This window comes from Natronococcus pandeyae (assembly GCF_008122205.1).
GTDB classification, from domain to species: domain Archaea; phylum Halobacteriota; class Halobacteria; order Halobacteriales; family Natrialbaceae; genus Natronococcus; species Natronococcus pandeyae.
Genome location: NZ_PHNJ01000023.1, coordinates 24,494 through 50,231, shown reverse-complemented (window position 1 = coordinate 50,231; position 25,738 = coordinate 24,494). Strand labels below are relative to the sequence as shown.

Here is a 25,738-nt window from a genome sequence, read left to right as displayed (position 1 = left end):
TCCAGAAGAGGTACGACACGCCGAACGCGATGGCGAAGAACTGCCACGGATTCGAGTACTCGAAGAACTCCGGATCCTTGTCCGGGGACGCGACGTGCGAGATGGTCGATGTCGCACTCGCCGTTTCGTCGCCAGTGCCGCCATCGGTCACCTCGTTTCACCCCTGTCTGTTTTGGGAAAGAGGACCGTCACCAACAGGAGAGCGACGACTGCCGACAGCGCCAGTCCAACCCACTCGGCGATCACCGGCAGGAAGAACGCGACGGTCTCCCGACCGATGGTCCACCAGAGACCGAACGTTGCGACTGCGAGGCCGCCAAGGACTGCACGAGCGGTGCGGTCGCGGTCAGATAGCGGGGCGAACGTTCGCGTCCCCACGACGACTCCATACCCGAGTCGGAGAGCGAGACCGACTGCAACGCCGACGAGAATCCAGACTGGCAGGCGGATCCATCGGCTCGCGCGCGTCAGTGACACGGCAGGGAGGCCGCTTCGATCCGTCCACGCCTCGACGACGTCGGCGATAAGTTGCACGCTCCGTTCGCTGTTTGTGAGGATGACGATCCCGTCGCCAGTTCCGGGGACGGCGTGAAACCAGTTCCACGAACCGGCGCCCTGTCCGCCGTTCATCACTGCTCGCTCTCCGTCAGAGAACGTTTCGGCGAAGTGTCCAAGTCCTGCGCCGTCGGTAGCAAGGTCGTAGAATCCAGTCGTCTCGACGTCTGGAGCGTACATTTCTGCGACGCTCTCCGGAGCGAGCACGCCCCGCCCCACCGGTTCCTCGCTCGTCTCCATGCCAGCGGCGACGAAGCGGGCGATATCCTCGGCAGTCGCGTACAGTTCGCCATGGGCGTTGGAGGGTCCGTGTGATGCAGCGACCGGCGTTCCGTCCACGAAGTGCTCGGTGGCCAGCTCAGAACGGAGACGTTCGGTTATGATGAAGGTGGCTCTGTCCATCCCGAGCGGATCGAGGACCGCTTCGTCCACGTACGCCGCGAAGTCGCGGCCAGTGACGTCCTCGATAAGGAGTTCTAGTAGCGCGTAACCAGGATTCGAGTACCGGAACTCGCCGGGTTCGGTGGTCGGTCGAGCCACCGGTCCGCTAGTATTTCCGGACAGGGCCTCGCGGAGCGGCGGCGGCTCTTCGTCCAGTTGGACGGTCTCGTACCCTCCCGCTGGCATCCCGGCGCTGTGGCTCAACAATCGCCGCACGGTCACGTCCTCCCACGAATACTCGGCGTCTGGAAGCTCCCAGCTCGTGAGGTGCTGGCCAACTGGATCGTCGAGCCCGATCTCGTCCTGCTCGACGAGCGTTAGCACCGCCCATGCAGTGATCGACTTCGTAATTGATTCCACTCGGAACGGGGTGTTCTCGGTCGCCGGGCGTCCTTCCGCGGGGTCAGCGCTGCCGTAGGCGCCACTCCTGGTCACCTCTCCGTCCTCGATCAGGGCGATCGACGCCCCTGGAACGTCGTACCGATCGAGCAAGTTTGGAACGTGTTCGTCAAGGTGCGTCGAGAGCGACTCGTCGGCTGACACATCTCGTCTGGCAGAATCGAACTGCCCGGAGAGCCCGCCAGATGCTCCAACGAAGGGAACGGAGAGCAACCGACGGCGAGTAGTAGAGACGGTTTCCGAGCGATCCGACGCCATAGTACTACTTGTGCGGATCGATTGAAAAGTACCGCCGCTATTCCTAACTCAAGAGAACCGTGATGCGTGGCTAGCTGACTGTATCTGACCGTGAATAAGTAGCACCATATAAATTACCAACCGGGGTGTGTGAGTCGCTGAACCTTCGTTCTGGTTCGGTTGCCCCTCGTTCTTTGCCTGAAGGGCGTTTACAGTACCTGTGGGATCCAATCGACAACAGGAGTCCGAGGGACGACTATCTCCGCTCGCACGGTCTACCGTCCCATGGGCATTTCCAGTCATCTACCTCGGCTAGGCGTACCTGTTCTGGGCTCCAATCGTCGTTTCGGATGAGTCCGTCGACTCGTTTCCCAGTATTGTCCTATTCGTCCTCGGCGGGCTGAGTCCGCTGGTGGCCGGCATACTTCTGATGTGGCTTCTTGTAGGCAACTGTACAACCACGTTCTCTACCAGCTCAACAAGTCCGACGACATTCCAGCACGCTACGAGGTGCAGGGACAACTCCCCGCCCTCAAAACGTGGTGGGAGAACCTGACCGGCGTTCACTCGAAAGTGTTGCAAATCGTCGTCAAGCGCGACCTCCTTGACGATCCTAGCGTCGATGAGTTTCTGAGTATGCTTGTAGACTGTAACATCACTGACTCTCGGGTTCAATTCCTCGGGTTCGTACATCGAAACGAGTTGCTTGAGATGTTGTTGAGGAGCGCAAACCGTATCTTCCGAGTGACAAAATGGACAAGTCCCCAGTTTTTCATTCCCTCGATTGTCCCGAGATCGGTGCTCACACCTTACGGTACAAGACACGACGGCAAGTAGTTCACTCCTAGGTAATCCATCCTGGAGTAAACCATCGGAAACAGGAAGAGGTAGTTGTGTTGTCAAACGCGAGTTCGAAGACGAAGAGCATCCGCTTGGCTGGATGAAGAACGGTGTTTTCGACCTGTTTGAACGGGACGGTCGTATAGAGCGCTGGCAGACTGAAGAGGGCCTCGTCGAAGTAACCGGAGAACTATTGTAATTTTAGTTTTCGTCTCTGCGAGTCTGGGTTCTAGCTGTTCAGAACGCTCTCCCCAAAATTAAAAAGACGATTTTGATGTCGCCGTGGATTACAGCAACACCGTCTCTTTGACATCGCGCGCAGTCGCCCTTCGAACAACACCCGCAACAGGATCACGAAGCTCTTTCAACTCACGTGAGGTGTCGATGATCGCGAGTCGTGCCCGTTTCCCTTCCTCAATAGAGCCGATTTTGTCCGCCTGATGCATGAGCTTCGCACCGTTTATCGTTGCCATCTGGAGCACCTCACAGGGGCTAATATCGAATAGCTTGCTCGTGAACTCCATCTCACGGAGCATCGACGCCGAATTGAGCATGACGTTGTCCGTTCCAAGTGCGACCGTCGTATGCTCGTGGAGCCGTTCCAGTGGTGGTAGTTTGTCAAGGATCACGAGATTGGAGCGAGGCAATGCAGAGATCCCGATATCGTTGTCCTCGAGAACCTCGTAATCTTCCTCCCTGGTGTGAACCATATGTGAGGTGTAATCAGGATTCAACGCAAGCGCATCGTCAATGTCGTCGGGACCAGGTTCCCCAGAATGGAGGGCAAAGACCTTGTCCAGCTCGTCACAAATCTCGCGTGCACGCTCATCCTGTTCGTCCCATGGATAGTACGATTGGTAGCCGCCTGCTCGTTTGATCTCAGTCCGAAGATCGTCGTCTTCGGTCAGATACTCCCCCTGAAACAGCGGGACAGCGTCGACTTCTCGACCCTCGTCAACCACCTTTAGATCCTTGACACCCTGTATTCCTTCTTCTTTGAAATCGGCGAACGTCCCGGTACCCGTCTCCTTCATGAATTGCAGGGTTCGGTGCATTGCCTCACGCTTTTCATCCTGGTCTGCCTCCTCCAGATACTCTCCTTTGAGACCTGGATCGATGAATAGCTCCTCCCAAGAGTAATCTCGAGCTCGAGCCCCGTCTTTCGCTACCGAATCCGTGATGTGAGTATGGGTATTGACAAACGCTGGAATGACAATATCGTCAGATTCGACGCCTTCTTCGACGATACTACTAATCTGCCCGCCCTCGACATGTATCGTTCCCTCAATAACATCCATTCCCTCACCAATGACAAGTCGTCCTTTGATCTCGAGAGGAGTGTCATCGGTTTCTGTCGCATCCCCAACACGTTCGTGGTCGGCGTCACTCGCTCCAAGACAGCCTGCAAGAATCCCTGTCGTCGTGACTGCACCGACAGTCTTGAGGAAAGAACGCCGCGAAAGACGCTCCTCTGGACCATAGACGCGTTTGATACGCGCTCGAATTTCGTCGAGATCTCGAGTATTCGGCCGGTGACAGCAGCCACAACCAGGCCCGTGGTCGCTCATTATGACCTCACCATCGACGTCGCCTCGGAACCTTGGGTAGTAAAAGTCCAGTCAACTAATGAATCGTACATCCACAAAGTGTCTAATGGCATCACGATTTTTCGAACTAATGGGTGATACAAAAGAGTTGTCTGGGTACTCTCTAGTGAAAAGAGAAGTATTGCAAAACAATCTTAGGACGATTATGTTCTTTGGTTCTTGAACCTCAGCAATGGCTGGTCGAACACTAAACCAGCTGTTCGAGGAGAAGTGTTCGAGGAAACTGAGTTGTTACACAACTCACGGGTTGATACTGATGCCGAACAGGCAAATGAGATCGCTCGCTCTGCCAGCGCAAAAGCCTGTCAGGTTGAAGCCACGCTCGAGAAGAACGAGAGGACGACACGGCAAACGAGACACCACAGCTGCCCGATGAAGTCGAACCTTCGACGAGTCCGCTGGATTTCTTCGCGAACTGCCGCCAGCACAAAGCCAAGAAACGCTTCGTGGACGAGCGTAGTGAGCAGAATACCTACCGTGCATTGCTCGTCGCTAAACGGTGGGAAGAGTTCGCAACTAAGCGGACTACCGGAGATGGCGTCTTTTTCACTAGTGACTACGTGCCGTGGGCCCTGACTGCAATCATGGGCGAGCAGCCACACGGCATGACCATTACTCGAGTCTGGGAGTTGATGAAACAGCTCGGTGGATCGGACCTCGATGAACGAACGCGGCAAGTGAGTCCCAAGCAGCCAGTGAAGGAGATCCTGGCGATGGACCTCGAGACCGCGACTGGATTGCTCGAGGATCGTACTGCCACTTAGACCCCCTTGAGAGATGCAGCGAGTGCTGGTGGTGCCCCGTTGTGATCCAGCCAACTACACCGCGTAAGAATGTTGTTCCGGACGGCCAGCGAACGCCGTAATCCCGTTGTTCTGTCCGTCATCGAGGAGAGACAGACGCTATTCTATGCACAGATGCGTTTCTCGAGAGAATGGTGCCACCAAATCGGTACGGCGATCTGGAGGATCAGCTCGGACACGTGCTGTTTTGGCCACCAGATCCTTATCAACTACTTGAGCACCCCATAGTCGATCCGTAGTTACGAGTAGCGGTTACACTTACAGCGACAGGATTCGCCAAGAATGACCAGTCATATATTTGGTCTTCTCGCCGCTGTTATCAGTGACGAGTCAGAAGAGCATCTTTTGCTACTCCTCTCCGCGTTATTCGATTACCGATACAGTCACCATTCCTCGCTTGCTTGTTCTCCCACGTTCCCTCACTGTTCGTGACCGACAGATTTCCCTGGCGACAAGGCAGCCCTGTTGATGCATAGTTGATACTACCGCTAATAGCCCATTTAATCACATTCCGTGAGTAGAGGACATTTCGTGTCCGCTGAATAGGGGGTGTTCGATCGTCAAGGGGTGTTCAACAAACACGTGATAGATTGATGACACCACCACTCGTAGTAACCAAATGGTGCTACGCATCAATGGGGCCACAGAATTCCTCCACAGAAGACGATTCGAGAGCGGATCCACAACGGCGATCAGTGCTCGCAGCAATGGGCGCACTTACGGGTACAGCGTTAACCAGCGCGGGGACGGCGGCAGCACGACAGGACGACGGCCAAGTTGAAACACGCGGATGTAGCGATGCAGCGCTCACGCCTGAAGACTGGTCAACCGGAGCCCTGACCGTCCAAGCCTGTTCAGGGAGTAGCGGAGAAGTGAGTCTCAGCGTGACTGGAAGGGTATCACCGGACCGGCACGTACAGAATACACAGCTATTGCCCTCGAGCGAGACATTACACGTACCAGCAGGTCAGCGACGAACGCTCTGGTTCACCGGTCGAATCACCGGGCTGTCGTGTTCGAATTCCGCTCTCAATATCGGAATTGCACACCGCGGATAATGAGATCGTAGGCGGTAAGGCGTCAGCACCGGACGCAGCTGCCTCCGATCCCAACATTCTCGAATCGACGGTCCTCTTTCCTAAGAAGATTCCTACCGCTACGTCTGCAATTCCCTCCTCGAGCCACATACGACGATTTCATGCGGCCGCTATGTTACTCGGCATTCACGGCGGTCACTGAGCGCCGACAGTCATAACCTGCGGTCAAAAGGATGATATCGGTGAAACTGTCTCTCGTGTTTTTATTGAACGTGTACTGTATCGCGACGGATCATGTCGTTATGTAACCGATGCAATAATATTTCACATGACTATGTTCGGATAACGTTAATCAAATTAAATTAGGTTGGCAACAAAGGGATGGATATCGGGGTGGGTTACAACTATGTCAAACGCAACTGCGATCGAGGGCGTGCATTTCCTCACGCAGTCACCGGTCCGGGTTCGCATCCTGGAACTCCTGTACGAAAACGGCGAACTGCAGAAACGCGAACTGAGGGATCGGATCGATGCATCTCGAGTGACGGTTCGACGGAACGTGAACGCCCTCGAAGAACGAGACCTGATTACGATTACGGGACGCACCTGTGAGATTACGGCCTTTGGCGAAGTCGTCGTCGAGGACGTCCTGCCAGCGTTGAAAACGGTGGACGTTCTTGAACGCCTTCGACCGTTCGTACGGTGGTTTCCCGACGATGAACTTGAGTTCGACATGCGCGCACTCGAGGACGCGACGATCATCACCTCGGATTCGAACGATCCATACGCACCGGTGAACCGTCACATCGAAGTCATGGAGAACGCGGACCGGTTCCGGGGGCTGCTTCCGGCCGTCGGACTTCCGGCGATGACAGTCGCGTACGATTGTACCGTCGAGGCCGGGTACCAACACGAGATCGTGATTAGCGAGCGGCTTGCACAGACGGTCCTGAACCGGCGGGGATACAAGGAGCTACTCGACGAAATGCTTGCGTCGGGAAACTGTAACCTATTCGTTTCGGACCGCGAGATTCGCTTCTATCTGGGCCTCTTTGAGGAGTGTGTCCAGATCGGAGTCGAAGACGACGATGGCACCCCAAAGGCACTCGTCGAAACCGACGCGGAGGAAGTCCGTGAGTGGGCCGAGCAGACTTACGACCACTATCTGACGCAGGCGAAACCGTTCGCTTCTAACGAGTGATCACCCCCCATCCGTCAGACAAGGGGTGTTCTCCGAACACCGAATATAACTTTCCGTTTCTGGCTGATATGCCAAAGTATGAGTGGGGTGAGTGGCGCGAACCTCGCCAGGTACGCGACTTCCGTTACCGAACTCCAGCAGACACTCGTCGACACTGCTCGCTCACGTTTGCATCGCGGCCAGGATGAAAGGGCAGATTCACATGAGACAATCAACAGTAATCGCCAGCCGTCCAGCCATCTTCCCACTCAGAATTGGACTACTCTGCGGGAGAGAATACGGGTGGTTGAGTCCAAAGAGACCCAATCCGCCCGATAACTCCCCGGAGAAACCCCGACAACCAGTGTCAGGTGAAATACAAAATCTATGATCGAATGAACAAGAGAGCTATGGATTCAAATAACGCGCGGGAACACCGAGACGAGCAACGACACGAGGCACGAGAGGGGGACCTGATTCGATCCGACGACCCGCCGCGGTCACTGATGGAAAGGCGGTCAGTACTCCAACTAGGGGCGGGAGCAATAGCGGCCACGCAGCTCCCGCCCGCGTTCGCACAGGAAGACGAGTTGCCAGAAGGGGACGAAGAGGTACCCGACGACGTGGCAGTTGCCGTCGAAGCCGGCGTTGCAGACGGCGTCGAGGCAGCGCAACAAGAGGGCGTCGACGTAACGGCCGAACAGCAGACGGCCGCCGAGGAGAGCGCTCTCGAGGGAGCGGCCCGATACTCTGAGGCAGACACCGACAAAATCCGGGCAGCGGTAGCTGGTGCGGTCGAGGGGGCGTTGCTGCCGCCGGAGCCGCTTGAATCGGATTTCGACGACGAACCGCTGCTGTCGACGCTTGTTACGGGCGCCGCGGCACTCGTGGGAGAAACGCGGGCTAGATCGCCTGTCGAGGCCATCAGACCCGCGGTAACCGGATCGGTAGCGGGTGGACTCTCACAGTACCAGTCGGTTACGGTCGAGCAGATCCAGTATGCGACGCTCGGCGCCTGTGGAGGGGCGGTCATCCAGAGACAGCGCGTAACCGTCCGTCAGGTCCAGGTGGCGGCGTTCGGAGCCGCACAGGGGTGTGCGCGCGCGGTCGCTCAGTACCAGGCGGTCACCGTCGAGCAGATCCAGTACGTGGCGAGTGGTGCCGCACAGGGAGCGATTTCTGGGGTCGCTCAGCACCAAGAGGTCACCATCCGCCAGGCCCAGCACGTGGCTGCGGGAGCAGCGCAGGGAGCGGTCTCCGCTGTGTTCCAGTATCAGGAGGTCACCGTCGAACAGGTCCAGTATCTGGCAGGCGGTGCCGCACGAGGATGCGCACAGGGGATCGTCCAGCACCAGGAGGTCACCGTCGAACAGATCCAGTACGCCGCAACAGGCACGGCACAGGGTGCTGCCAGCGGCATCGTCCAGTATCAGGAGGTTACCGTCGAACAGGTCCAGTCCGTAGCGAGTGGCGCCGCACAGGGGGCGATCGCCGGCGTCGTCCAGCACCAGGAGGTTACCGTCGAGCAGCTCCAGTACGCGGCTGCGGGCACGGCACAGGGAGCGGTCTCCGCTGTGTATCAGTATCAGGAGGTCACCGTCGAGCAGATCCAGTACGTGGCGAGTGGCGCCGCACAGGGGTGCGTGCAGGGAATCGTCCAGCACCAGGAGGTCACCGTCGAACAGCTCCAATACGCAGCAGCGGGCACGGCCCAGGGTGCTGCCAGCGGTATCCTCCAGCACCAGGAGGTCACCGTCGAACAGCTCCAATACGCGACCCTCGGAACTGCACAGGGAGCGGTGCAGACCCAGGAAGTAGACGTCCAGCAGGTTCAAGCTCTGGCCTTCGGCACCTCGAGCGGCGTCGTGTCGCGGGCACAGGAGGCGTCGCCCAGCCAGCTCCAGTACGCTGCTCTGGCCACGGATCGGTCGGTCGGAGAACTTGCTCGAGAGCGGCCCGTCTCCGAAGAGGAACTGCAGGCGATCGCCACGCACACGGCCGGGGAGACGGTGACCTACGCAGCCGAGGCAGACACCGACGACGAGGCGGAACTCGAGGAACAGGCGTCCGGGACGGCCGAAGAGGGATTCGACGATCCGGACGCGCTCGACGAACCCGAAGAGAGCCCAGACGAACCGGACGAGTTCGAAGACGAAGAGGAGTTCGAGGACGAGGAGGAACTCGAGGACGAGGAAGCTGAACCGGCAGTAATCGAAGTGACGAGCATAGACGCGACTGATCCCGTACAGGTCGGCGAGACGCTCGAAGTTACCGCTGAACTAGAGAACACCGACGACGAAGAACTCACTCGGGAGATCAGCCTCGACGTCGACGAACAGGAGGGTGTCGATACCGAGACGATCGATCTCGAGGGGGGCGAAACGACGACGCTAGAACTCGCGTACGAGACGACCGACGAGGACGTCGGCGACCTCGAGATCGCCGTTCGGAGCGACGAGGAGGAAGCGACGGCGACCGTCGAAGTCACCGAGGAGCCGGATGCGGCAGAGTTTACCGTCGAACTCAGTGATACCACCGATCCAATCGAGGCGGGGGACGAACTCGTCGTGAGTGCCGTGGTCGAGAACGTCGGTGACGAGGAAGCGACAGAGGAGATCGCCATCGACGTCGGCGACCAGGAGGCAGTCGACGCCGACACGATCGACCTCGAGGGAGGTGAGGAGACGACGCTGGAGTTCACGTACGAGACGACCGACGAGGACGTCGGTGAGCTCGAGATCACGGTTCGAAGCGACGACGACGAAGCGACGACGACCGTCGAAGTAACCGAGGGGGCGGAGCCGGCAGAATTCACCGTCGAACTCACCAGCGTTACTGATCCGATCGACGCAGGGGACGTCCTCGAGGTGACCGCTACGATCGAGAACGTCGGTGACGAAGAAGTGACACAGACGATCGACTTCTCCGTGGACGGCGAATCGGTGGATAGCCAAGACGTGACGCTCCCCGGAGGCGAGACGGAGCCGATCGATTTCGAGTACGAACCGCCGCTGGCCGACGACGATCAGGAACTCCTGATTCGGATCGAGAGCGAGGACGACGCCGACGAACGGACCGTTCTCGTTTCCGGTACGGAGATGGAGGAAGAAGAGGAACCTCCGGATCCAGACGAAGAGGAAGAGGATCCGGAGGATCCGGACGACGCGGAGCCGGACGAGGATGAGCAGCCGCCGGACGCGCCGGGGCCCGGCGACGAGGAGGAAGAACCTGGAGAAGCGGAGGACGAACCGCCTGGAGACGATCCCGGGGAAGCGGAGGATGGACCGGACGAGGTGTCGCCAGACGATGCGGACCCAACCGAGGAAGATCAGCCGCCGGACGCGCCGGAGTCTGGCGACGGGGACGAAGAACCACCGGACGACACGGAACCGCCCGGAGACGAGACGCAACAGGAAGACGACCAAGCAGAGGAACCGCCACAAGGGTGGTTTGGATGACCAATCGAGCAACCGTTTCACGGGGATGGTGAGTACCGTGCTCCAGACTCGAGCAGGGAGACCGGGTCTCGGGCTCCGAGACGATCCTGTAGTGGACCAGCCGTTGTCTTGCCGAGTAGACTCGGGGACACGTCCCACAATCGCCACCGGCGACAGGGAGGGGAAAAGACGACGATGACACTCCTCGAGTCACTCACCGAACTGACCGACGACAGCGATGTCGTGCTGTACGAATGCCGCATCTGCGGTGTGAAATTCTCGGAAGACGTCGACGAGTGCCGCGAGTGTGGATTCGAAGAGGTCGCGTACTACGAGTGGTGAGCTATCGGTACGGTTCACTACGGTAGCTTTGTACCTCTTGCTGACTGGTGATTCGAGGTGAGAGACTAGGACAGCAAAAACTAGCTTCAGCTCTTATTCTACGGGTTGATTACGGCAATCACTCCTTTCAGGACTCCAATCTGTCCTCGAATATTCCGGGACCGCTGGAGAACAGTACGGATGAGATAATATCGGACAGAACAAGAACCCTGATCAGCGAGAGGATGCCTCGAGATTCACCGAGATGTAATCCGATACCGTTCGCGAGTGGACGGAACGCGAGTTTGCCTTCTATCGAGCGCAGTCAGAGTCATTCGAGTTTTGATATCTGAACACCCCCTGTTTATCGAACGTGGGATGTCTGCCAGTCACTGAATGTGACTAAGGGGTCTCTCAGCGGAGTCTCTACTATGCGGCGTGATAGTTCCCTCGCCGCCGGAGGGAGGATGGTCGCCACGAATAATGGGGGGACTAGGAGTGATGGGAGAGAGGCATGGACCGTTGATGACGTAGACTCGTCCGCCAGAGGCGAACTCCAATATTTGTACGCTGGCCGTACCATCAGTTCGTTTGGATCGGACCAAGTCAGAGAATACGTAGACAGTCGGTGCTGGCGAGCAGAATCGAGATTCAATCGCGTGCTTTGGACGTTTCTTTTGCATCTCACCACCAATGATTAAGAACACTGAGATCAGCCGGCGGCGGCTCATGCAGCTCACGGCCGCGTCGGCGATGGTCGCGACGCATCCAACACCAGTTGCCGCTCGCGAACAAACCGTTCCAGACAACCCGGAACAGATTACTGCAACCGAAAATTGGTCCGAAATCGTACTAGTAGATCTGCCAGACGAAGTTCTGACAGACGAGGGACAATTCCGCCAGAACGGAAGCGGCGTTCTCATCGACGAGTTTCACGTCCTGACCGCGGCCCACACCGTTGAGGACCACAATGCTCACCAAATTACGGTATACCCTGGTAAAGACGGCCAAGAATACTATCCTTTCGATAAAGCGGACGTCGACGAAATTATCATCCACGATGACCACAGGGAGGAAAGTTGGGAATACGACGTCGCGCTTCTAGTCCTCGACCGAAACGTCGGCCGTGACGTTGGGGCAGGCTCGCGGGATATCTATCCGGCTGCTGACAGAGATGAGGAGGTATTCGAGCAAGAGCTGTCATTGGTCGGCTATCCCATATCAGCGTCACCTAGTAATACGATGTGGCGCGTGCCTGCTGAAGGGAGTGGGATCGCCCACGTTGTTGGTTCAGGGAGACATGCCTACGATCTTGAAACAGACGATGGCTGGGACGAGGAAGGAGAAACGGGGGGGTTCAGCGGCGGTCCGCTCTTAAACGACGACGGTCAGATTGTCTCGATTCAGTCGAGTAACATCCCTTTGCTCGGGTGGAGAGGCGTCTGGTTCGACGAGGACGGCCGGTACGAGTGGGTAAATAACAACAAACGCGACGATGACGATTCGCCGGACGACATCCCGATTCCCGTCTTCGATTCTGGTGTGTACCACCGAGACGAAGACGTGTCGACAGTCATAGAGATAAACGGCAAGCAGGCCGCGGACGAGGACACCCCACTAAGGGTGGTCGCCGAAGAAGACACAATCCGTCTGGCGAGACCGGTTCGCAACCTCGGGTTGAGCGACGAGGGCAATGTCGACGTCGAATTCTGGATCAGGGGCATCAACACTTCCGAGAGGGAGACCATTGGATCGGACTGGGAGACTGTCGAAGAGGACTCGTTCTCGATGCCGGCGCCGTACGAAACCACCGAAGAAACCATGACACCAGTCTCGCTCGAGTATGAATTCTCAGAGGAGCACATCGGTAACGAGTACGAAATGGGCATGAGCATCGTCAGCGAGTGGGATCCACGCCTGTCTGACAATCGTGACGTTATAGAACCTTTCGTTGACATAGTCGCACCAGCGGACGTCGAAATTGTCCGGCTGGTCGCAGCGATCACCGACTTCGAGGTCGACAGGGACACTGTCGAACAGGGCGACGAACTCCCGGTAGAGATTTCCGTCGAATACGAGCGCGGTCGCGAGCCTCACGAGTTTTTCGTCGGCCTGTCTGCCGAGAGACCCGACGGTGAGTTCTACCACACCCCGGGCGAGATGGTGACGCTCGACCCCGGTGACGCCACGACTGTCGACCTCAGGTGGTCTGTCCCTACTGATGCTCCCACCGGAGAGTACTATCTCACCACTGTCGTGTGGGAAGAGGCCGACCCCGCCGACCTGGAAACCGAACTCGACCGCGAATGGACCGACGAACCCGTCGAGGTCGTCGAGGACGAAGAGGAGGATGATCCCGAGGAAGAGGATGAGCCTAATGATGAAGAAGGGGACGAAGAAGACGCTTTGAGTCTCGAGCGCGTCATACCCGCCCAAGAAGAACTGGCGGTCGAACCGGACACAGAACTCCTCTTCGAGGTCGGTCCGGGCGACTTGGACGAGTTCCCAGATGAGGCGATCGAGTGGTACGTCGATGGAGAGCCTTATGACGAATTATTCACGGGATTGGCGGGCGGAGCACTCCAATTCCGCGCGAATCTGCATCAGGGACATACGCCGGACCACGAGTTCGCGATCTATCCGTTCGATACGGAACGAGACGAGCCGTACGAGATCGAAGCCATCGCTACTGATGAACAGGGACGTGAAGCGGCAGCCGAATGGCGCGTTCGTGTCGATCCCGACGGTATCGCGGCCCCGACTGTCGACGAGATGGATCCCGCGGAATCGATCCCGGCCAGTCCCGGCGACACGGTCCAACTCGAACTCGATGTCAGTGACCCGGATGGCGCCCTCGATATGGTCGTGTGGCACCATGTCCACTTGACCTCTGATCCGCAAATCCGTATCTACGAAGACGTCACAAACGTCGATGGAAACGATGATACCGCCTCAGTATCCCTCGAGATTCAGGACGATTCCTGGCCGAACGCGGATATCGTCGACGAGCACGGAGCGCTTACGAACGTCGGATGGCGTGTCGAAGAAGACGACGAAGACGTCGACCGGGACATCACTGTCGAACCCGGTACGGAACTCCTGTTCGAGACGGATGCCGGCGGCGACCCGAACGAGGTGGAGTGGTACGTCGGTGACGAGGGACCGGAGTCGGAGATTTTCATGCTCGGCTACCACGAACACACGGGGAACGCGGCCTTCTCGAGGACGTTCGAGTCGACCGGAACGTACGAGGTGTCGGCTGCACTGCCGGACGGCGACGACCTAGAGACCTGGTTCGTCGCCGTCGAAGACGGTGGGGCTAGTGCGCCCACCATCGAGGAGATGACAACCGAGCCCGGAGCGGACGAAACGGTGCACGCCGATTACTCCGTCGAGGTGACTGTGGCAGCACAGGATCCAGAAGGAAGTCTCGATCGCGTGCTCTGGCAGGAGGGACAAAACCAGGTCGACATCCACGACGAAACTGCGGTGAGCGGCGAAACCGATACGGCCACGATCGAGGTGACCGGCCCTGGCGGCTGGCTCTCCGCCGGCTATCCGACCCTTGCCGTCGCGATCACGGAGGACGGGCGCATCAGCGACGTCGAATCGGACGATGGCCCCGACGTCAGACCACCGTTCGGCGTCGAGATCGGCGAGACGACCGATCCGGTGACCGCAGGCGATGAACTCGAGGTAGACGTTGAGGTCGAAAACGAGTCGAGTTTCGCCAGTCCCGGCTACCCCGAGTATCCGGAAGATCAGCAGGAAATCGAACTCGAACTTGACGGCGACCCAGTCGATGCTGAGACCGTCGAACTAGAACGCGAGGAGTCGACGACGATAACGCTGCGCAGCGAGCTGGATCCTGACGCGACCGGTGATCTCGAAGTGATCGTCCGAAGTCCCGTTGATGAAGATTCGGCGACAGTAACCATCGATGAGGTAGAAGATGACGATTTCGAAGTTGATTTCGTCGATTGCACGCGAGCTGAAGTCACTGGAACGTTCGAAGACGGCGCCCCAATCGGTGCAGATACGATATTCTACACAGACACCGGCGTCGGCACGACTCGCGTTTCTGATTTCCTCGAAATCGGTGATCATGTCGAGGCGCCTTTCACAGACATGATCGTTTTCGAGGTCGGTGAAGAATCGGGTGTGTCCGAAGCCGAACATGGAGCAACTGTCACTGTCGAGGACAGAGGTGAATTTGGGACTGTCATTACTGGGATTAGTTCCCCAGAAGGGTTCGACGGTGCTACCGCTGACTACCGTAATCCTGACTGGGAAGCGTGTCGAGATGAGGTCCGGCCAGAACGTCCCTCGCTCTCCATAGAAGATGTGAATCCGATAGAAGCTGGGAGGTTCGAAGTGACGTTCCAGTATGAGAATCCGAACGATGGACCGATTTCGAACGACTGGGAGTTCATCGAAGGAACCACAGACGACGAACCCGTTACCGAACTCGAACCCGGAGAGCACTCGTTCACCGTCGAATGGACGCCTGAAAGTGACGACGAACAGCTCATTTGGGAAGTCGGTCTCTCTTCATTTGACTACGACGAACCGGTTCGAGCAGAAACCCAGCCCGCCGGCGAATATATTGTTGGTGAACCGGAGCTAGCTGTTATGATAATTGACATAAATGCACCGGTCAACGCAGGCGACTTCCTCGAGGTAACAGCTGAAATCGAGAACACCGGCGATACGGACACGACACAGGAGATCGATCTCATCGTCGGGCATGACCCCGAACGCCTCGATTCAGAAACTGTGTCAATCGCTGCCGGAGAATCTGAAACAATCACGCTAGGCTACGAAACACCGTTGGTCGACAACGATCAGGAGTTCCCGGTCCGAGTCGAGAGCGACGATGATGCGGACGAACAGAACGTTCTCGTCTATGGTACGGCCGAAGAAGAAGAACCGCCAGACGAAGAACTGCCCGAGGAAGCAGAAGAACTACCAGAAGAAGAGCCACCCGAAGAGGAAGAACCGCCAGAGGAAGACTTACCGGACGAAGAACCGACAGAGGAAGACTTCCCTGAAGAGGAACCGGAACCGCCCGAAGAGGACGAACAGCCTGCCGAAGAAGAACAGCCACCCGGGGTAGAGGAAGACCAACCGGCTGAAGACGAGGTGCCAGACGCTGATCCTGTAGGGGAACCACCGGCAGAAGAGGACGAAGTGCTCGAAGAGGGGTCGTTTGAATGATTCAACCGTTCAGCCGTTCTACGGTGGCGAGCAAACTCGTTCCAATCCGGACGAGAGTGGTTGACCTCTCGAGAGGGGATGGTCGTATATCCCGTTCAGCGGCACGAATTGGTACCTCTCTCACCGACTGTTCGGAAATGACTACTCGTAGACGGTCAGTAGTGGTCGTCCTCAAGCACCGGGCAATCGCACTCCGTTCCAAAAACGAGGCTACATCATGACACCTCGAAACCTGAACCGACGAACACTCCTCAAACTCACCGGAGCCGGAGCACTCACCACGACAGTAGGCGCGTCATCCGCCAGTGCCACCGCGAGCAGCGACGAGAGAGGGCCGGTCATACTGCTGGGAATCGACGCCGAGGATGGCGGGGTCGGTGGCCACGGTTCAATCAACACCTACGTTGATGTCGTCGAAAGCGTTCTCGAGCACGTTGCTAACGACGGTGACGGGATTCTCGTCATCGGCGAAGCGGCTGCGACCACCCCCAACGAGATAACACAGTTCTGGGACGAGATTGCGGACCAGACCGGAGAAGACGTCACGTACGTCGGCGGGGCTACCGACATCGAGCAGCAGGCCTTCGATCCCTTCACGTTGGTGGCCGTCGTCTCTGCAGAGGGAGCGATGGGGGGGCCAGATCCCGACAGCGGAATCGCCGAAGCCGAGGGACTCACCGACAGCGAGAACGAGGCGCTGATCTCCCGTGCGGGCGACATCGCCACCTTTGTGAACGACGGAGGAGGGTTGATCGGATTCTCTCAAGGGCATATCGATCCGCCAGAGCTGACTAATCCCTGGGGCTACATCGGTGAGATCGGTGATTTCGAGACCGAAGTCGGGCTCAGTTACGAGCGGATCGACCCAACTGACGAAGGTGACGAAATCGGCATCACAACCGATCTCAATGTCTGCTGCTGGCACGACGTGTTCCTCGAGTTTCCGGACTTCCTCGACGTGCTTGCCGTCCAGGCCGACGATGACGAACCCCACCGTGGCGAACCTGTCGCGCTCGGCGGGGTCCAACAACTTCTCCCCGACGTATCGCTCGAAAATCACCTGATCATCTTCAGCTATTCGCGCGATCACACTGCGAGCTACCACTTCGAGGTCAGCGGCGAGGTCGAAGAAGACCCCCAGGCAGGGGACGCTCCGTTCGACCACCGGTTCGTCACGCGCGGTGACGAAGAGGACGTAATCAACGGCGGACGAGTCGAGGGTGGGATCGCCGGTGGCGGAGACGCATATCGCTTCTCGGGTGACCTCGAATCGTTCTCCATCGACCGGAATGGCGATTATGTCTTCGCGTATCTGAACAACGAGCCCCTCGACGACTGGACGGCAGCACACCAGCCACACCACCTCGTGATGACCGGGGGTGACAGCGATGACCACGTGATACCCTACGATTTTGAAGTGTCCGCCACTGTCGGACAGTCGGAACGAGCCCACGATGCACCGGTCGACGGTGACCTGATCACCGACGATCCGGAAGATACGATTCGAGAGCGGACCGTTGAGGGAGCGCTCGCCGGGGGGATCGATGCGTACTACTACGCCGACGATCTCACTCAATTTCGGATCGATGATTGTGACCACGGGTCGGTTCAGATCTGGATCGATGGTACTGAAGTCGATCCGTGTTCGATCACCGAAGAAGACGAGGGGCCCGTAGAAGGAGAGGAGGCTGTTTACATCTCTCCGGAGTATTTCCGTCCAAGTGTGCCGTTTGAGATGGGTCTAGAATCCGGAATGGATGGGTTCTCGATTGATTGTGGCGATCAGGATCCGCAACGGGAATATCGATTACAATATTTTGTCTACTCCGATGATGACGATCCGCCCGCTCCTGCAATGTCGTTTCTTATTGATGAAAATACAGATGTGGATACCGACGGGTGGTACGAGTTTCTTGATGAATACGAAGAGTGTCCTGAATTGAATTATTATCAAGTTCACTATGACCGTGTTGCAGACGAGGATATCCCAGAAGATGAGGAAGAGGAACTGGAGGATGACCCAGATGTAGAGTTCTTCAGCTGTAAGCGTGCCGAGCTTACCGGAACGTTCGAAGAAGGTGATGTCCCGGTCGCTTGGTATACCTGGTACGACGAATCAGCCGGTGATCAACCATTCGCACAACTTGGGGTCAGAGTGGGCGATGAGATAGATGCACCATTTACTGGGACCATTGTATTTGAAATCGATGAGGCTTATAGTGAGAGGCAAATTATAGAAAATTCTGATGAAGTAACTATCGGCATAGGGGAGAGAGGAATAAATGGTTCGGGGATCACGGGTTTCGATCTCGGTGGCGAAGGAGAATATGATTTCCAAAATCCTTATGACTGTCTTGAAGAAGTTCGACCTGAACAGCCCTCATTGACCGTTGAAGAGGTTGTCTATGACGAAGAAAGTAGATACGAAGCGACATTTAGTTACGAGAATCCGAACGAAGCCCCGATCCCAGTAGGACCGTACGTAGAAAGCGAGTTCGTTAGCGGAACGACCGATTCCGAGCCGCCAGAGGTACTCACGGTTGGGGAGAATTTGTTTACTGTTGAATGGACGCCTGAGTCAGAGGATGAACGTCTGGTATGGGAGCTCAACCTGAGCGAATGGGGCTACGACGAACCGGTCCGGGCAGAAACTGAGCCAGCCGGCGAATACGATGTTGGTGAGCCCGAGCTCGATGTGACGATTGCCGATACAAACACGCCGGTCGAAGCGGGCGAGTTCCTCGAAGTGACCGCGAATATCGAAAACACCGGGGATACGGAAGCCACCCAACAAATCAATCTTATCGTCGGACACGATCCTGAGCGCCTCGACTCCGAGACTGTCTCGGTTAATCCTAGTGAGACTGAAACGATCATTCTCGGCTACGAGACGCCGTTAGTTGATAATGACCAAGAGTTCCCTGTTCGGGTCGAGAGCGAAGACGACGCAGACGAACAGACCGTTCTCGTCTACGGTACTGCGGAAGAAGAGCCACCTGAAGCGGAAGAGGAGACGCAGGAAGAAGAACCGCCAGAAGAAGACGAATTATCGGAGGAAGAACTGCCAGAAGAAGATGACCAACCACCCGAGGAAGACGAACTCCCTGAAGAGGAGCAAGAGCAACCACCAGAAGAGGACGAACAGCCACCCGAAGAGGATCGACCTGAGGAGGAACCACTGGAAGAAGAGGAGGAACTGATCGGATGAACCACAGAAGCTTCACAGGAACAGTGAACAACGGGAACCCGAATCAAGCGAGAATAGCTCGCTGATCGAGACGAGTAATAAGAGAGAAAGGCAGGGATGAAACTACTCGACTCACTCCGCGAGTTAACCGACGATAGCGATGTTGTACTATGCGAATTCCGCCTGTGCGGTGTGAAATTCTCGTCCGACACTGAGAGGTGTCACCATTGCGGATCTGAGGAGGTTGCCTATTACAAGTGGTGATCTACCACCAGAAATACATTATACTGGCATATTTGCCGATGTAAGCTGTGTCTTCCAGTCAGCGTCCGTATCGATCTCCGGTTCTCGTATCGGAACGCCATGGCCCTCTTCGTTGAAGGCATCGACGGCCGCGTCGAGCGCCTCCCTGACAGCGTTCGGGTCACTCATCGGCATCACCGTGCAGAACCATCTTTCGGACGGTGTCAAACTCGTTAGTTCGGTGGATAGCGATGCCGTCACGGAGGATTTCTCGAAGTTCGTCCGCGTAGTTCGGAATGGCTTGCAGGCCCTCGACATCGATTTCGAAGGCGTAGCGTTCGCCGTCGAACGCGTCCTCTTCGAGGGATTGCCTTACGCGGTTCGCCCGCCGCTGGTTGCCCATCCTGTCCTCGCGCACCAACACCCAGAGGTCAATATCGCTGCGACGGTCGGCCTCACCGCGGGCGACGCTCCCATAGAGGACGACGGCGAGGACGCCGTCGAGTTCGTTCAGTAACGCCTCCATCGCCGCCTTCGCCGGAGCGTGGAACTCCGACTGCGGGATTTCGAGGTAGGGGTCGTCCGGTAGGGTCAACCGGTCGCGGTTGATTTGCACCATGCGGCGCGAACCGTCGCGTTCTTCGACGACGAGGTCGTTGTTGGAGAGGACGTCGACCGTCTTGGTGATTGTCGGCCGCGTGTAGTCGACCACCTCAGCGATGTCCGTCATCGAGAACGACTCGTCGCGGTGGCGAATTAAAAAGAGAAGGATATCGTCTGTAGCGTCTCCCTTGAATAATCGATCGTCTTGAAGGGGTAAATCGACCGATATCCGAGACCTGTTGATCGAATTATCGTTCGATTTCGTTTGCATCGTAAAGGGTTCTTTTTCATAAGCACTTAAACTTTATTACGATACGGGGTGAGGGGGTTATCAGTCGAGGACCTTGAGGCTGAGAATGAGACACTCAAACGCCGCGTTGAATCGCAGTCCGAACGGATTGGCAACCTCGAGGAGCGCGTCGAAAAGAACGATCAGACCCGGACGGATCTCGCAAAGAATGCCACAAGGCGAAGTCGGAGGCCGAGCAGGCAAAGAAGATCGCCCGCTCTGCCAGTGCAAAAATCTGTCAGGTTGAAGCCACGCTCGAGGAAAGCGAGAGCGGCGGCACAAAAAACGAGACGTCACAGTTTCCAGGCAACGTCGGGCCCTCCACGAGTCCACTGGACTTTTTCGAGAACTGCCGCCAGTACAAAGTCAAGAAACGCTTCGTCGATCAGCGGAGCGAGCAAAACACCTACCGAGCGTTACTCGTCTCGAAACGGTGGGAAGAGTTCGCGACTAAGCATACTACTGGCGACGGCGTGTTCTTCACTCGCGACGATGTGCGTCAGGCTTTGACTGCAATCATGGGCGAGCAGCCGCATGGAACAATCATCACATGCGTCTGGGAGACACTGAGAGATCTTAGTGGAGAAGATCCCAAGGAACATACCCGACAGGTGAGTCCGAAGCAACCAGCGAAGCAGATCCTCTCGATGAACCTCGCTGTGGATAGTGCTCGCCGTTGCATTTCAACCGCGGTATCTTGAATAGGTGTGGTAAGCAATATCATAGTGTGACCGCGGTGGCGGAGCCGATCAAAGAGATGCGAAGGCTCTCCCGCCGAGCGGTGGCTGGGCTACTCGCCAGCGGGAGCGTGCTGGCCTCACGGCCGATGGCTGATTTGCTGGCAATCGCCAGTGACCTATTCGATATCAGCGTCAGTCTGTTTTTCGTCTATGAGACGCTCGGTGGGGGCAATGTGCTCGCTAGCATTGTTCTTACATTCGTACTCTTCGGGTATCTCGTGTATGCCTACACCCCGGACCTGTATTCCAAGCAGTTCGGCGATATCGTTGAGGCCCGAAGTTTTCGAGCACTCACTGCAGTCATAACCCTCTATTTTTGTCTTGTCTTCGGTCGTATCACGGGATTCGTTCCGGATGTGGGACCGTTCGTCTATCTTCCTGAGATGGTGGGCGCCGTATTAGCAGCCGTCCTTGTCGGTTTTTTGATCAGTACAATTGTTTTCAGTGGATATATACTCCTGATCAGAGGCGAGCGGGTTCTCAGCAAATCAGGCGAACCGTTTGAGACGTACGACGCGTTCTTCATCCAGCCATTACAAGAGAACCTCGAGAAGATAGAAACCCTCCCGAATCGGCGTCGTAATTTGGTCATCGCAATCAACGAGAGTGCCGCCGGAGGGCTCTACGTAGTATCGGCCGCTTTCCTCGGTGTGGCGCTGGCTTTAGTGGGGCTTCTCTCACCGATACCAGAAGTGATCGTAGTTGGGGCCGTTCTCGGGAGCTACTTTCCCCTCGGCGGACGGCTGTCCGGAGCACTTCCGGACCGTGTCGACAGTGATATCGAGTTCCGGATCGCCGACAACGTCACCGACGCTTTCCAAAATTTCAAGGGGTGCGTCTTGGTGCTGTTCTGTATCCTGGGCATAGGGTTCAGCGGGATTTTCCTCGTTGGTGGTATCAGTATACTCAGCGTAGCCGGTAGAGCATTCGTTGAGCTGTGTACCGGAATCATCGGGACTCCCGGTGCGGTTGACGAACTGGCTCTCTCGGAGCTGGGAGTCATCGCTGCACGTCTGTGGTTTATGATAGGGATCGTCACGAGTCTGATAACATACAGTCTCTACAGCCTGCTGTACTGGTTTCGGCAACTCCAGCGGTTGCCGGCATACGTCACATTCTGGGAAGCCTACTGGCAGAGCGAATCCAGTTCACCTCCGACACCGTCGGTGACACGGCCCCCTGGCCTGTTCCTACCTGGGAACGCTCTCCTCCTAGGATTGGGCGCAGTAGTCTGGCTTGCCCCCGATCTCGATACGTGGACACTGTGGGTTGGATGGGGGGTCGTCTGGCCTGTTTTGATCGGCATCGTCCTCTGGTCAGCGCGTGCTGACTCCTGTCGCTCGTCACAGTCCTTGCGGGGTGAGGGACGAGACGTACTCGTTGCGCTCGGACTTCAGGTCACATCTTTCGGCATCGTGGTTGTCGCAACCGGTGGATCCCCCGGCGCCGAGATGTGGCTCGGCGCCCTTCTGGTTCTCGTCGGAATTGCATATTTCCCCGAGATCTTCGTGTACACCCAGCGTCAACAGGGGGCGGCAACCTATCTCGCCTGGCTCTACATCGTCGGACTCAGCGCTGTCGTGCTGTTCGCAATTGAATCCGTCGCGTCGGTTCCGCTCATCGTCTATTTTGTCGTCGCTGGCCTTTTGCTGATGTTGTTGTTGGTCAAGATTATCGAGTCCTCCCACACTAGCCCGTCGGCGGACGAGTAACATCATGAGCGGGTCCGTAGGAAAGGGCCTATCTACCTTGTGTAGCTCTGTTGAAAGTCTTGGTGGCTGACAGGTTTCAGTAGCCGTGCTGAATACACAGCGCGAATGTCGCACAATATTGGCCCAATTTGCGAAGCTGATTATCGGTCAGTATAGGTAGAGGATCTAGTATGAAACGTATTCTATGAAATGTTCCTGTTATACAAGATCGAATACACGTGCGGTCAAATGGCAGTGAATATTGCGAAGAAGGGATTGGAGTCGTTGAATCGAAATATGCCTGCTCTCAACACGTTACCGACTGTTCGGAAACTCCGACGGCAGGCATCGGGCTGTGTGAACCAGCCGACCGTGACCCACGTAACCGTTCGAGGCCACCAAGCCGATGGTCACGTGGGAGTGTTCGACTAATCCACGGGAAGCCTCGGGGCTGGATCCCGAGGCGGTTCACAACACGGTGGCGATCCCGATCGCGTTCTTCGGGTTGCTCCATCCGGTTATCGCCGTCGCTTCGATGATTACGTCGAGCATCTCGGTCATCACGAATTCGACGCGGTTGGGGGATATCGAGCTGTAACTGACGGGTCACTCTCACCTCCGTCCCAGGAGTGATTTCGATCTGCCCTCGTTCGTCGCCGTGTTCGTCGAACACGGCGTATCCCCAGTGGTAGGTCAATGTCTGATACCTGATTGGTACCATCGTATAGAGGGCACTTACCATTCGAGCGCCTGCGCGGAGGAACCCACAACGCAGGGACACCGCCGTTGCCGTTGCCGTTCCTTGAGAATCGAAGATACCGCTATAACCCATGGTCACCTCTCGAGAGATGAGGGGATCAAAATGTACGAAACAGTCCTGATTCCAACCGACGGAAGCGAACAGGCGGAGGTGGCCATTCGAGAGGGGGTCGAACTCGCCGACCAGAGCGACGCGACCGTTCACGCGTTGTACGTCGTCGAGCCGATCCCGCTCGGCGGGTTCGACGCCGGCGGCGCAGCCGCGAGGACGGAGTGGGGTGACGTCGTCGACGAACAGCGGGCCGAGGGCGAAGCGGCGATCGAAGCGATCGTCGAGGCGGCGAGCGAGGTCGACGTCGAGGTCGTTGAAAGCCTACGACACGGGAAACCCGCCGCGGAGATACTCGAGTACGTCGACGAGAGCGACGTCGACGCGATCGTGATGGGGACGCACGGCCGCTCCGGCGCGGATCGCCTCGTCCTCGGAAGCGTCACCGAAAAGGTCGTTCGCAAGAGCCCGGTTCCCGTGCTGACTGTCAGGTTCGCCGACGAGTGACCGCCCGCGGCCGAGAGGTTCGCGCGGAGGCGCTCGTCATGAGGTTGGTCGTATCGCTATTGGTGACTTGAGCAAGATTCGGGAGGACGAGAACGGTGACTCTCGGAACTGGGGTAAGCGTGGCAACAAGAAGATCCACGGATGGGAGTTCGACCACTTCACGAACTTGCTCGAATACAACGCAGAGGAACACGGCATCCTCGTTGACCGCAAGAGCGAGCGGGATACGAGCAAGACGTGTTCGTGTTGTGGACGCAAGCGTAACGCGAATCGTGTGGAGCGTGGGTTGTACGTCTGCGATTCGTGTGGTACAGTGATGAACGCAGACGTGAACGGTGCGGTGAACATTCGCAGAAAGATAACTCAGAGTCCTCCTACGGAGGATATGAGTAACGGTCGTTTGGCACGGCCAGTAGCCTACTTGTTCAATCAAACCTCGGGGCGTTTCGCACCGAGCGAACAGGCAGGTTGCAAACCTTAATATCCCAACGCTCGGGAATCCTCGCGCTTTAGCGCGGGGAGGATGTCAAGTCACGTCGAGTGCATAGACGTGACCGTCGTTGCTCGCAATGTACGCGACGCCATCGACAATCGTCGGCGAAGAGTTGACGGCGTTCTCCGTCTCGAACCGCCAATAGGCCTCGCCCGTCTGCGGGTCGAGCGCGTAAACGATTCCCCACGAGTCGCCGATGTAGAGCACACCATCGACGATCGTTGGCGACGAACTCACGTGACCGTATGCGTCGACTTCCCACTCTACCGCGCCAGTATCGAGATCCACTGCATAGATCTTCGTATCCCAACTGCCGAAGTATACAGTTCCCTCGTGGACCGTTGGCGAGGAGGCGACCCCTTCGCTTAGTTCTTTTGTCCACAGTGGTTCTCCATCCGACCGCGAGACAACGTATACGCACCCGCCGTGATCTGCAAAAAGGACTCGATCGTCGATGACAGCTGGCGTAACTGACACCCGCCCCTCGGTCGGGGCCCGCCACTCGATGGTGCCATCGTCGCGGTGGAGTTTGACGAGATCACCGTCCCCTCCGCCGATGTAGACCGTCCCGGAGTCGACTGTCGGTTTCGACCGAATGACGCCGCCAATACGCGTTCGCCAGACCGACTCACCATGGTCCGATTTGAGCGCGTATAAATACGAATCCCGACTGCCGATCAGTACCCGATCCGCTGTGACTGTGGGGGACGCGTACACTTTGTTCCCTGTCTTTACGGACCACCGTTCGGTGCCGTCGAGCCTGAGTGCGTAAAGATGTCCGTCAAGACTTCCGATATAGAGCGTCCCGTCGGAGATCGCTGGCGACGATCTAATATCACCGTTCGTTTCGAACTGCCAGCTTTCACGACCAGTATCCGCAGCCAGTGCATAGACGTTGTGATCGTTGCTCCCGACGTATACCTGGCCGTCGCGAACAGCAGGTGTCGTCGAGATGCGTTTCTTGTCAGCAGCTCTAAATGACCACAGTTCCCGTTCCGGTTCGAGCCCCGGTATGTCCGTCTCGGTCTGCGCACAGCCAGCGATGGCGACCGAACTCGCACCGACAGCAGTCAGGAACTGTCTCCGGTTCATTGGCATCAGTT

General features: G+C 57.1%; 12 protein-coding genes and 4 pseudogenes. 10 read left to right on the top strand and 6 right to left on the bottom strand.

Features of this window, described 5'->3' with window-relative positions:
* Window positions 1–147: 147 nt before the first annotated feature.
* From CV102_RS24320 to CV102_RS24305, 3 genes and pseudogenes are all read right to left on the bottom strand, one after another.
* Window positions 148–1,539, bottom strand: coding sequence for a serine hydrolase domain-containing protein (locus tag CV102_RS24320; protein WP_233710812.1), 1,392 nt, complete (start codon window positions 1,537–1,539; stop codon window positions 148–150).
* A gap of 675 nt (window positions 1,540–2,214) precedes the next feature.
* A pseudogene (locus CV102_RS24310) lies at window positions 2,215–2,438 on the bottom strand (PadR family transcriptional regulator); the annotation flags it as partial.
* A gap of 321 nt (window positions 2,439–2,759) precedes the next feature.
* Window positions 2,760–4,040, bottom strand: a complete 1,281-nt coding sequence (locus CV102_RS24305; RefSeq protein ID WP_148860591.1) for an amidohydrolase family protein — start codon at window positions 4,038–4,040, stop codon at window positions 2,760–2,762.
* A 623-nt stretch (window positions 4,041–4,663) separates the two neighbouring features.
* On the opposite strand from CV102_RS24305, the gene CV102_RS26465 reads away from it, so the two are divergent.
* The 6 genes from CV102_RS26465 (at window position 4,664) to CV102_RS24275 (ending at window position 19,282) form a co-directional block, all read left to right on the top strand.
* A complete protein-coding gene (locus tag CV102_RS26465) occupies window positions 4,664–4,843 on the top strand; it encodes a hypothetical protein (protein ID WP_222863737.1) in 180 nt (59 codons plus the stop codon).
* A gap of 1,482 nt (window positions 4,844–6,325) precedes the next feature.
* Window positions 6,326–7,120: a helix-turn-helix transcriptional regulator gene (locus CV102_RS24290; RefSeq protein WP_233710811.1), complete on the top strand. Its 795-nt coding sequence runs from the start codon at window positions 6,326–6,328 to the stop codon at window positions 7,118–7,120.
* Window positions 7,121–7,509: 389 nt separating this feature from the next.
* Window positions 7,510–10,557: a CARDB domain-containing protein gene (locus CV102_RS24285; RefSeq protein WP_148860590.1), complete on the top strand. Its 3,048-nt coding sequence runs from the start codon at window positions 7,510–7,512 to the stop codon at window positions 10,555–10,557.
* A 174-nt stretch (window positions 10,558–10,731) separates the two neighbouring features.
* Window positions 10,732–10,878, top strand: coding sequence for a hypothetical protein (locus CV102_RS26305; protein ID WP_187433106.1), 147 nt, complete (start codon window positions 10,732–10,734; stop codon window positions 10,876–10,878).
* 672 nt (window positions 10,879–11,550) lie between these two features.
* Window positions 11,551–16,074 carry a trypsin-like serine protease gene (locus CV102_RS24280; protein WP_148860589.1) on the top strand — a complete coding sequence of 1,508 codons (4,524 nt, stop codon included), beginning with the start codon at window positions 11,551–11,553 and terminating at the stop codon, window positions 16,072–16,074.
* A gap of 217 nt (window positions 16,075–16,291) precedes the next feature.
* A complete protein-coding gene (locus tag CV102_RS24275) occupies window positions 16,292–19,282 on the top strand; it encodes a hypothetical protein (protein WP_148860588.1) in 2,991 nt (996 codons plus the stop codon).
* A 276-nt stretch (window positions 19,283–19,558) separates the two neighbouring features.
* On the opposite strand, the pseudogene CV102_RS24270 reads toward CV102_RS24275, so the two are convergent.
* Both CV102_RS24270 and CV102_RS24265 read right to left on the bottom strand, forming a co-directional pair.
* Window positions 19,559–19,693, bottom strand: a pseudogene (locus CV102_RS24270) (DNA-binding protein); the annotation flags it as partial.
* Entirely contained in the window at window positions 19,686–20,378 is a 693-nt protein-coding gene (locus tag CV102_RS24265) for a nucleotidyltransferase domain-containing protein (protein WP_148860587.1), read from the bottom strand. The pseudogene CV102_RS24270 and the gene CV102_RS24265, both read right to left, overlap by 8 nt.
* Window positions 20,379–21,123: 745 nt before the next feature.
* Between CV102_RS24265 and CV102_RS24255 the strand changes: the two genes are divergently transcribed.
* The 4 genes and pseudogenes from CV102_RS24255 to CV102_RS24235 form a co-directional block, all read left to right on the top strand.
* Window positions 21,124–22,848, top strand: coding sequence for a hypothetical protein (locus CV102_RS24255; protein ID WP_148860586.1), 1,725 nt, complete (start codon window positions 21,124–21,126; stop codon window positions 22,846–22,848).
* A 231-nt stretch (window positions 22,849–23,079) separates the two neighbouring features.
* Window positions 23,080–23,259 (top strand): annotated as a pseudogene (locus CV102_RS26910) (RNA-guided endonuclease TnpB family protein); the annotation flags it as partial.
* Between the two features lie 430 nt (window positions 23,260–23,689).
* On the top strand, window positions 23,690–24,142 hold the full coding sequence (locus tag CV102_RS24240; protein WP_148860584.1) for a universal stress protein: 453 nt from the start codon (window positions 23,690–23,692) through the stop codon (window positions 24,140–24,142).
* 37 nt (window positions 24,143–24,179) lie between these two features.
* Window positions 24,180–24,623, top strand: a pseudogene (locus CV102_RS24235) (zinc ribbon domain-containing protein); the annotation flags it as partial.
* Window positions 24,624–24,668: 45 nt separating this feature from the next.
* Here CV102_RS24235 and CV102_RS24230 read toward each other — a convergent pair.
* Window positions 24,669–25,727, bottom strand: coding sequence for an outer membrane protein assembly factor BamB family protein (locus tag CV102_RS24230; protein ID WP_187433105.1), 1,059 nt, complete (start codon window positions 25,725–25,727; stop codon window positions 24,669–24,671).
* Between the last annotated feature and the right edge of the window lie 11 nt (window positions 25,728–25,738).

Excerpts from the sequence above, each read along its gene's own strand:
- CV102_RS26305 (WP_187433106.1), top strand. The coding sequence starts at position 10,732 with ATGACACTCCTCGAGTCACTCACCGAACTGACCGACGACAGCGATGTC.
- CV102_RS24290 (WP_233710811.1), top strand. The coding sequence starts at position 6,326 with ATGTCAAACGCAACTGCGATCGAGGGCGTGCATTTCCTCACGCAGTCA.
- CV102_RS24240 (WP_148860584.1), top strand. The coding sequence starts at position 23,690 with ATGTACGAAACAGTCCTGATTCCAACCGACGGAAGCGAACAGGCGGAG.
- CV102_RS24265 (WP_148860587.1), bottom strand. The coding sequence starts at position 20,378 with ATGCAAACGAAATCGAACGATAATTCGATCAACAGGTCTCGGATATCG.
- CV102_RS26465 (WP_222863737.1), top strand. The coding sequence starts at position 4,664 with ATGGGCGAGCAGCCACACGGCATGACCATTACTCGAGTCTGGGAGTTG.
- CV102_RS24305 (WP_148860591.1), bottom strand. The coding sequence starts at position 4,040 with ATGAGCGACCACGGGCCTGGTTGTGGCTGCTGTCACCGGCCGAATACT.
- CV102_RS24280 (WP_148860589.1), top strand. The coding sequence starts at position 11,551 with ATGATTAAGAACACTGAGATCAGCCGGCGGCGGCTCATGCAGCTCACG.
- CV102_RS24285 (WP_148860590.1), top strand. The coding sequence starts at position 7,510 with ATGGATTCAAATAACGCGCGGGAACACCGAGACGAGCAACGACACGAG.
- CV102_RS24230 (WP_187433105.1), bottom strand. The coding sequence starts at position 25,727 with ATGAACCGGAGACAGTTCCTGACTGCTGTCGGTGCGAGTTCGGTCGCC.
- CV102_RS24275 (WP_148860588.1), top strand. The coding sequence starts at position 16,292 with ATGACACCTCGAAACCTGAACCGACGAACACTCCTCAAACTCACCGGA.